We start from the raw sequence: 7,930 nt of genomic DNA, 5'->3' as shown, positions 1-7,930 counted from the left end.
GCCGTGCACACCGCCGAAGCGCCAGACCAGCAACACCACCAATGGCCCCAACCACGCCAGCGGGTAGCCCGCGGCGAATGCACTGGTGAGCGATGGCAGCGGCATGCCCTGCGCCTGCAGGGGTGCCAGCAACCGTGGCAGGATCACCGCGCCCATCAGGGTAGTGAGCAGCGCGGTCACCCCGCTGGTGGCCAGCCCTACCACCAGTGCGCCCACGCCAACGGCGCGATAGGCGGTCAAAGTCGTCAACCCAGGCATGGTCATCGATCCCGTAAGGTCTGCAGCACATCCATCAAGGTGTTGGCGTGCGGCGCGATTTCCTGCGCGACCCAGCCAAGCGCGGCGAAAAACAGCAGCACGCCGAGCAGCGGCCAGAAGGTGTGGGCAAGACACAACCGCCACCAGCCCTGCGCCTGCATGCCCTGCATGCGCCGGTACAGGCCGCCGGCGATGGCCGCGTCGACCAGCAGTTCGGCCATGAGGATCGGCGCTGACCAGATCACCCAGCTGGCCGCGACCAGGGCTGCAGCCACCACCGTCACGACACCTAGAAGCGCGAGGATCGGCAGGCCTGCTTCGCCATCGGCAAGGTCCAGCACTGCGCCATCGCTGGCGCTGCTGGACGTGCTCGCCCCCGCCGCTTCGCCCCACGAGGCAGAGGCACCGCCGCCACCGGAGCGGCCGCCGCTGCCGAACCAGTCCGGTCCCGCGCCGGGCTTGGGCGAACCACCCACCGCGCCGGCATCGGGGATCACCGCATCGGCAGCCACATCGCCGCGCCAGCGCAACCATGCCCACATCAGCAGAAGAAAGATGGCATACGCCAGCAGCACCGCCAGCGGATAGCGCAGCAGCATCGTATCGATACCGCCCATCCGCAGCAGGTGCGAGGCCAGCAGCCCGGCCACAGCGGTGACCAGCACGATGGCCGCCATCTGCAGGCGCGGCCAGCCGCCGCGTTGGAGCTGCTGGCGGGCACGCGCGATTTCGCTGCCACGGGTCAACGGCAGCAGCAGCGGTCGGCTGGGCCGTGGCACGCGCCGCTTCACGCATCCGCCTGCTTGGTCACCGCTTCGACGCGATGGCCATCGGGATCGATCACGAAGGCGGCGTAATAGTGGGCGCCATAGTCCGGGCGCACTCCAGCCGCACCGTTGTCCTGGCCGCCGGCAAGCAGCGCGGCGTGATGGAAGGCCTCGACCGCGGCGCGCGTGGTCGCACTGAACGCAAGATGGAAACCCGGTCCAGGCGCGGCCGCACCGTCGTGCAGCTTCAGGCACAACAGGTCCTCATCATCGACCAGCCCATACCCGATCGCGGTGTCGTCTTCGAACACACGGCGATAGCCCAGTGCGCCCAGCACGGCATCGTAGAACGCGCCGGCCACGGCCAGGTCACGGACCCCAAGTGAAAGATGATGCAGCATGCGGACGTCCTTGCCGTGGGATGCGGAGTGCGGGCAGGTTAGGAAGTTACGGTGGCGAGTGCAATGCGCACAGCGCCAGCAACTGCGCAGCCACCCGATCAAACGGCCCGATGTCCTGCATCGCCCGGCACATCGCCACCGCGCCTTCCACGGCGGCGATGATCATGGTCGCCTGCATGGCTGCTTGCGCGGGGGCGTGGCCGGCTTCGGTCAGTGCGCTGCCAAGCCGCTGTTCCCAGCGTGCAAATACCGCCGCCGCCGCGCCCCGTGCCTGGCTCGGCACGGCTTCCACCGGCGCTTCCACCGACGCGGCCAGCACCGGGCAGCCGGCATCGAAGTTGCTGCGCAGCAGGCGCTCGCGCCACAGCTGCAGGAACTGCGCGATACCCGCAGCAGCGCCCTCCTGCAGCAGCGTCTCCAGCAGGGCATCCACCGTGTCACCGGCCAACGTGGTGGCGCGCGCCAGCAGTTCCTGCTTGCCACCGGGGAAGTGATGGTAGGTCGAGCCGAGTGGCGCGTCGGCGGCCTTGGTCACCTCGCGGATGCTGGTGGCGTTGAGCCCCACCCGCGCGAGCATTTCCGCTGCGGCGGCGACCACGCGTTGCGGTGCATCGCTGGGACGTGGACTCATGGCGCCGATCCTTGCTAAGACAGTCGTCATAGCCTAGCGTATCCGCCCTATTACAGTCGTCATAGTCAGCATGAATCTCTGGTTCCGCCTGCTCCATCTGCTGCTGTGCAGCCTCTTCCGCCCAAAACTGGCCGTACCGTTCGGGGTGTCGCGGGTGGCCTTCCGGGTATTGCCCAACGACCTGGACAGCAACCTGCACATGACCAATGGGCGCTACTGGAACATCTTCGACCTGGGCCGCCTCGACCTGATCCTGCGCATGGGCCTGGGGCGGGTGGCGCTGCGTGAGAAGTGGGCACCGATCGTCGGCGCCGGCACGATCCAGTTCCGCCGCGAGCTCAAGCCATTCCAGCGCTTCACCTTGGAAACGCGACTGGTCGGCTGGGTCGGCACGCGGGTGATCATGGAGCAGCGGGTGTTGCTGGGCGAAGAGAAAATCGCCACCCGCGCGCTACTGGTCACCGGCATCTATGATCGGCGCCAGCGCCGCTTCGTGGACATGCCACGGATGATGCAGTCCATCGGTGCCGAGGATGTGCCCTCGCCTGCATTGAGCAAGGCGGCCGAGGCGTTGCTGGCTGCCGATGCGGCGTTGAAGCAGGACGAGGGCTGAGCAGGCCCACGGCCGACCGCAGCGGGCGGCGACGCCGAGCAGGCGGCTTCCGCGCCGTCGTGAAAGCGCGCTGACGCCGCCGCTACCGCGTCATCATCGCGCTGCGCGCAGCGCCTGGGCAATCGCCGCTTCGGCCAGCGGTGCCATCCGCGCATACCCCGCCGCTGTCGGGTGCACGCCGTCGTCGGCCAAGGCCTTGTCCAGGCCACCCTCGTGGTTGGCCAGCGGCGTGTAGTAATCCAGGTAGACCAGCTTCTGCTGCCCTGCATAGCGCTTCAGCGCGGCGTTGAGCGCACGCACCTTCGGCGCCGGCTGCACGCCCGGCTGCCACGGGTACTCGCTGACCGGCAGCACCGAGGACAGCACCACGGCGATGCCGTGCGCCTTGGCCAGCTCCACCATCGAGTGCRGGTTGTCTTCGATCATCGCCTGGCTGGCCGGCCCGGTGTTGCCGGCGATGTCGTTGGTGCCGGCCAGGATCACCACCACCGCCGGTTGCAGCGCGATCACGTCCTGGCGGAAGCGCAGCAGCATCTGTGCGGTGGTCTGCCCACTGATGCCCCGGTTGACGTAGCCCTTGCCGGCAAAGAACGTCGCGCTGCCGGTACGGCCCCAGCCTTCGGTGATGGAATCGCCGAAGAACACCACGCGTCGCTGGCCCGGCACGGCGACGGGCAACGCGGCATTCTCGGCGCGATAGCGCTGCAACTGCGGCCAGTCGAGCAGGCGCTGCTGCATGCCGCGCACCTCTTCCGCGCTGAGGGCATCAAAAGGCTTCACCAGCAGCGGATTGATCGCTGGCGATTGCGCCCCTGCCGCCGGGGACAGCAGGGACAGCGCAGCAGCCAGGATGACGGCGTGCAACGTGGACGGCATGGTCTGTTCTCCCATGGTGGCCGTGATGAGGCTAGCACGCAGCGCCAGCGGCGGTGTGGGCGTCAGACCCGCCAATCCAGTATCTGCGCCGGTGACTGCAAGGCATCCTCGATGCGGCGTAGACAGCCGGCCTTCGGGCTCACCAGGTACCACCGCGCGCTGTTGCGCAGCAACGGCAGGTCGGCGTGGTGGTCGGTATAGGCCATCGCCCACGGTGGCGGATAACCGCGCGCGGCCAGCATCGGAATCTTGTTGGCCCCCAGGCAGTGCTGGTCGCTCACCCAGCCCCCCCATGCCGGGCGCAGCGTGGACGCCACCAGTGGCACATCGCCCAGGCCGCCGCGCGCCAACAGCGCGCGCGCCAGCGGTTCCCAGCAGCCGGTGGCGATCACCACGCGTGCGCCATCGGCCTGATGTTGGCGAAGGTGCGCCACCGCGGCGTCGATGAACAGCACTTCGTCGCCATCGAACACGGCTTCGGCATGTGACGCTGCGAGCGCCTCCAGCGCGTGTCGACTACGGCCAAAGGTCGCCAGCCAGACGCCAAACCTCGTCGGCAGCCGCCGCGTGTGGGAGGCCAGCAGCAATGGTCCCAGCACCGGCAATGCGAGCAACAGAATCGACAACCGCCATGGCGCGCGCCGCAGCAAGCCCTTGAAGAAACGCGACGCGGTTTCCCACCGGGTCAAGGTCAGGTCGAAATCGAAGACCACCACGTCGGCGTCGTTCGCGTCAGGCATCCGCTTCATTCCGTAATGCGGGGAAGCGTCGATCATAAGCGCGGGCGAGGGTCGCGCCTATCCCGCTTTGCGCGGCACAGCACGCGTGCCGCGTTACGTGGCAGACTTCGGCGCGACTCCCAACACCACGACAAGGACCGTCATGATCGTTCCCGAGTACTGGGCCGAAGCCCGGCGCGAAGTCCGGCACAACCGCAAGCCGCTGATCGTGCGCCGCTTCGGCTGGTCCGACGACAGCGTGGCGGCCGCGCAGGTGCACGCCGATGCGCGCGTGCAGGAGGCGCTACACGCCATCGCCGCTGGCCAGCCGCTGCCGCGGCAGGAGCGCCGTACCAACTATGGCGTGGAAGGCGTGCCGATCCGCGAGCAGATCGTCGAACGCCACAGGGATGTCGTCATTACCCGCAACAGTTACGGCGCGCTGTGCCTGAATACCCCTGACGTGCTTTTTGCCGATATCGACCACCGCCCTGCGCCATCCGGTTGCGTCATTCCCACCCTGCTGGCGTGCGTATTGTGGGCAGGGGTGRCCATCGCCGCCGGCAACGTATGGAACTGGGTGGCCGGTGTGACCGCAGCCAGCGCGGCGCTCATCGCGGTCAACGCCGTGGTACTGGCCGTCAAGAACGCCGATCATCGCGATGCACAACTGGAGACACGCGCACTGGCCCGTGTCGAACAGTTCATCGGGCAGCACCCCGACTGGCACCTGCGCGCCTACCGTACCCCGGCGGGCCTGCGCCTGCTGGCCATGCACGCCACCTTCTCGGCCCATGACCCTGTCGTCCAGCGCCTGTTCGATGCCCTGCAGACCGACGCGCTCTACGCGCGCATGTGCCGGCTGCAGCATTGCTTCCGTGCGCGGCTGACACCCAAGCCGTGGCGGGTGGGGATGCGTCGGCGCATTCGCCCACCGGTCGCGGCGTGGTCAGCCGAACAGGCGTTGCTGCCCGGCCGCCTGCAGTGGATAGCCGACTACGCGCACAAGGCGCAGGGCCACGCGGCATGCCGTTTCCTGCGTGCCTATGGCGACGAACGCCGGGTGGATGCCAAGGCCGAAGCGGTGCGGGTGCTGCACGATCGTATTGCACGCGCCTACGAAGCACTGCCGCTTGCTTGAGCCGCTGCATTCGGCTGGCGTGGCCGCTGCACGATGCGAAACGGCCGCCCTTTGCGGGGCGGCCGATTCATTGCAACCAAAGCAGTCACCCCGCGGTCGACGTCAGCGGGCGTTCTTCACGTAGGTGTCGAACCAGTTGAGCATTTCGTACACCAACTGCTCGTTGGATTCCAGCGCGGTGTACCAGTGCGGCTCGTTGGGCAGCATCACCAGGCGCGWGGTGCCGCCGTTGCCGCGGATGGCCTGGTAGAGCTTGCGCGACTGGAAGGGTTCGGTGCCCGGGTTGGCGTCGTCCTCGCCGTGGACCAACAGCAGGGGCAGCTTGATCTTGTCGGCATAGAAGAACGGCGACGCCTTCAGATACACGTCCTGCGCTTGCCATACCGAGCGACGCTCGTTCTGGAAGCCGAACGGGGTGAACGTCTTGTTGTACGAGCCACTGGTGGCCACGCCCGCCTTGAACAGGGTGGTGTGCGCGATCAGGTTGGCGGTCATCAGGCCACCATGGCTGTGCCCGGTGACGCCGATCCGGTTGCGATCCACCACGCCCAGGTCCACGGCCTTGTCCACCGCCGCTTTGGCATCGGCCTCCAGCTGTTCCAGATAGGTGTCGTAGGCGTTCTTGGGATCGCCCACGATCGGGAACGAGGCGTTGTCGATGATCGCGTAGCCGGCCAGCAGCATCAGCCGGTACGGGGCCAGACGGGTGAAGGTCTGCTGCGACCCGGACACCTGCCCGGCCTGCGCGGCGTTGGCGAAGTCGGCCGGATAGGCGTACAGGATTGCCGGTACGCGCTGGCCTTCCTTGTAGCCCGGCGGGGTGTACAGGGTGAAGGACAGGTCCACGCCGTCGGCACGCTTGTAGGTCACCAGCCGCTTCTGGATCTGTCGCACTTCCGGGGTCGGGTCGGTGAGCCGGGTCAGCGCGGTGGCGGTGGAGGCGAACTGCGCCTCGCCCTCCTTGACCGACGCTGCACGCTCGCCCTGCTGGCGCACGAAGGCGTTCGGCGGGTCCATCACCGACTGGTGCCAGGTCAGGTAGCGGCCGGGCGTGGCGGTCAGGCCCAGCACCTGCTCGTAGGCGTCGGCGTCGCTGCGGAACAGGCGCTCGGTCTTGAGCGAGCCCAGGTCCAGGCGATCCAGGAACGGCCGGTCGCCCTGCGGCGAGGCACCCTGCCCGCGCAGGAACACGAACGCACCGTCCTGGCGGACCACCGACGCCCCGTTGGGCAGGCGCTTGAACACCAGGTTGCCCGGGTCGGCGTACTGCTCATCGCTGGACAGATCCCACAGCAGGCGGCCTTCCTTCTTCGGCTGGTCCACATCCACGATGCGGGTCTGCCGCCAATGCCGGTTCTCGTCGTTCTCGAACAGGAACGACACCGCCGGATCGGCGCTCCAGGCGATGCCTTCAAAGCGCTGCGCGGTACGGGCGATTTCCTGCGGCTTGCCGGTGAAGGGCGCCTTCAGCGCCAGCACGCGATCGCGATGCGGCACGGTCACCTTCCAGTCGCCCTTGTCCAGCGCCTCGGCGTAGACCAGCGTGGCCGGATCGGTGGAGCGCCAGTCGAACTCGCGCGGGCCTTCCGGCACGCCATGCACCGGCACGCGGTCGGCCAGCGGCAGGCTGGCGATCGGGCTGCTGCGGCCGGTGCCCAGATCGAGTACGGCCACGTCATTGGCAAAGCGCTGGTAAGTCACTGCGTGCGAGAACGGCGCCTTCAACGTTTCGGTCAACACGTGCACGCCATCGGGGGCGGCATTGACCCCGTCGTACAGGGCCGGCGCGCCGACATTGCGTACGTTGCCGGCGGCCACGTCCACCACCGCCAGCTGCGATGCACCGTAATAGGCGAACAGCTGCTCATCGTGCGCGCTGGTCAGCGTATCGCGCGCTTCATAGGTGCTGCTCTCGCCGCTGCTGCCCAGCGACTCCTGCACGTCCGGACCGCCCGCACCGTTGCCGCTGGACGGCGCTGGTCCCTGGTTGGGTGGCACCAGCTTCACCAGCAACTTCTGCCCACCGCCCAGCCACTGCACCGTCCCGCCGAAGATCGGATTGAGCTGTACGTTGGGAATCTGCTTGACCTGGCCGGTCACCGCATCGCCCACCCACAGTTGCACCGCGGTATCGACCGCGTTCTGGAACGCGAAATGCCGGCCGTCGGCCGACCATTGCGCTGCACCCGCKCAGCCCTGCGGCAGCRCCACCTTGGTGTGCTTGGCGGTGCCCACATCGACCAGGGTGAAATCGGCCACGCACGCCGGAATGCCATAGCCGCCCTGGGTGTCGTGGCGGCTGCGGTTCTTCGGCTCCAGGCGCACGCCGGCCAGCTTGAGGTAGGGCTGGGCCACGCGCTCGATCGACGGATAGGTCTGCGCGGTGGTCAGCAGCAGGCGCTGGCCGCTGGGGTCCAGGCTGGGCACGGGCGGCGGCGGTGCCTTGAGCACCTTGAGCAGGTGTTCGGGCGGCTTGTCATAGCCGGCGAAGGCCGGCGCGGCAGCCAGCAGGCCGAGCGTGGCG

At 68.1% G+C, this 7,930-nt stretch carries 9 protein-coding genes; 2 read left to right on the top strand and 7 right to left on the bottom strand.

Annotated elements, in window-relative coordinates; all coding sequences use genetic code 11:
* The 4 genes from AC1DQP_RS12915 to AC1DQP_RS12900 form a co-directional block, all read right to left on the bottom strand.
* Positions 1-258, bottom strand: a 258-nt coding sequence (locus AC1DQP_RS12915) for a hypothetical protein (RefSeq protein WP_478051739.1), incomplete at its 3' end; no start/stop codon positions are given.
* Positions 259-260: 2 nt separating this feature from the next.
* A complete protein-coding gene (locus tag AC1DQP_RS12910; RefSeq protein ID WP_256774510.1) occupies positions 261-1,049 on the bottom strand; it encodes a hypothetical protein in 789 nt (262 codons plus the stop codon).
* Complete coding sequence (locus tag AC1DQP_RS12905; protein WP_478051738.1) at positions 1,046-1,426, bottom strand: VOC family protein; 381 nt, start codon at positions 1,424-1,426, stop codon at positions 1,046-1,048. Before AC1DQP_RS12905 ends, AC1DQP_RS12910 begins: the two co-directional genes overlap by 4 nt.
* Positions 1,427-1,472: 46 nt before the next feature.
* A complete protein-coding gene (locus AC1DQP_RS12900) occupies positions 1,473-2,057 on the bottom strand; it encodes a TetR/AcrR family transcriptional regulator (protein WP_457319620.1) in 585 nt (194 codons plus the stop codon).
* A gap of 70 nt (positions 2,058-2,127) precedes the next feature.
* Between AC1DQP_RS12900 and AC1DQP_RS12895 the strand changes: the two genes are divergently transcribed.
* The gene (locus AC1DQP_RS12895; protein WP_478051737.1) at positions 2,128-2,670 is read left to right on the top strand and encodes a thioesterase family protein; all 543 of its coding nucleotides are present in this window, start codon (positions 2,128-2,130) and stop codon (positions 2,668-2,670) included.
* Positions 2,671-2,763: 93 nt separating this feature from the next.
* Here the strand turns inward: AC1DQP_RS12895 and AC1DQP_RS12890 are convergent, their stop codons facing one another.
* Positions 2,764-3,546 (bottom strand): SGNH/GDSL hydrolase family protein, encoded by a 783-nt coding sequence (locus AC1DQP_RS12890; protein ID WP_478051736.1) that lies wholly within the window; start codon positions 3,544-3,546, stop codon positions 2,764-2,766.
* A 62-nt stretch (positions 3,547-3,608) separates the two neighbouring features.
* Positions 3,609-4,286 carry an HAD family hydrolase gene (locus AC1DQP_RS12885; RefSeq protein ID WP_478051735.1) on the bottom strand — a complete coding sequence of 226 codons (678 nt, stop codon included), beginning with the start codon at positions 4,284-4,286 and terminating at the stop codon, positions 3,609-3,611.
* A gap of 142 nt (positions 4,287-4,428) precedes the next feature.
* Here AC1DQP_RS12885 and AC1DQP_RS12880 point away from each other — a divergent pair, with 142 nt between their 5' ends.
* Complete coding sequence (locus AC1DQP_RS12880) at positions 4,429-5,406, top strand: hypothetical protein (RefSeq protein ID WP_478051734.1); 978 nt, start codon at positions 4,429-4,431, stop codon at positions 5,404-5,406.
* A 102-nt stretch (positions 5,407-5,508) separates the two neighbouring features.
* On the opposite strand, the gene AC1DQP_RS12875 is transcribed toward AC1DQP_RS12880, so the two are convergent.
* Positions 5,509-7,930: S9 family peptidase (locus AC1DQP_RS12875; protein WP_478051733.1), on the bottom strand; the 2,422-nt coding region annotated here is incomplete at its 5' end.

The organism is Stenotrophomonas sp. P5_A8 (assembly GCF_056400545.1).
This window is presented reverse-complemented; position numbering and strand designations above follow the sequence as displayed.